Source organism: Pseudoxanthomonas sacheonensis (genome assembly GCF_010093305.1).
GTDB lineage: Bacteria > Pseudomonadota > Gammaproteobacteria > Xanthomonadales > Xanthomonadaceae > Pseudoxanthomonas_A > Pseudoxanthomonas_A sacheonensis.
Genome location: NZ_PDWS01000040.1, coordinates 1 through 622, shown reverse-complemented (window position 1 = coordinate 622; position 622 = coordinate 1). Strand labels below are relative to the sequence as shown.

Sequence of the window (622 nt, the reverse complement as noted above, 5' to 3'; positions counted from 1 at the left end):
TCCTTGGGCCAGCGCGCATGTCCATCGAGGAATGCCTGGTCCCGCGCCTGTCCGTCCTCGGTGCAGCGCGCGACGAGGTACTGCAGCGAGGAACGACCCGCATCCGCCTGCGCCAGTGCGCGGTGGCGCGCGCAGACTGTCGCGTGGGCATCGCCTTCGTCGAGGTCCTGTTCCATGCGCAGCAGTCTGACCGCGTGCGGCTCGTGCTTCAGCCGCAGGCCGATCAGATCCTGAAGCTTGCCCTGCTCGCTTGCTCGCCCCCCCCACTCGCGGGTGTGCGGGGACGCGACGCGATCCCAGCGCGCGTGAGCATCCACCACTCTCGCCTGCTCCGACCCTTCCGGCAGCAGGCCCAGCATGTCGCTTGGTGGGGCATCGCCCAGGCCGCTCAGCACAGTTCGCCAGCCCGACCCGCTACGGCTGCTGATCTGCTCGGGCGGATCGCTGAAGAGATGATCCACGCGGGTCGACGTCCAGCGAATCGCACCGAGCCGGCGTTCGGGACGCTCGCCGGCCGTGCCGTAGCTCGCCGTCCACTCCACCAACGGAGCGGCACCTGCAATGTTGTACACCAGCCGCTCGCTACCAGCCGGCGCCCGCTCATCGAAACGTTCGACCAGTT

Annotated in this window: 1 pseudogene; it reads right to left on the bottom strand. The window is 69.0% G+C overall.

Annotated features, from left to right (window positions below):
• A pseudogene (locus tag CSC73_RS18315) lies at window positions 1-622 on the bottom strand (hypothetical protein); the annotation flags it as partial.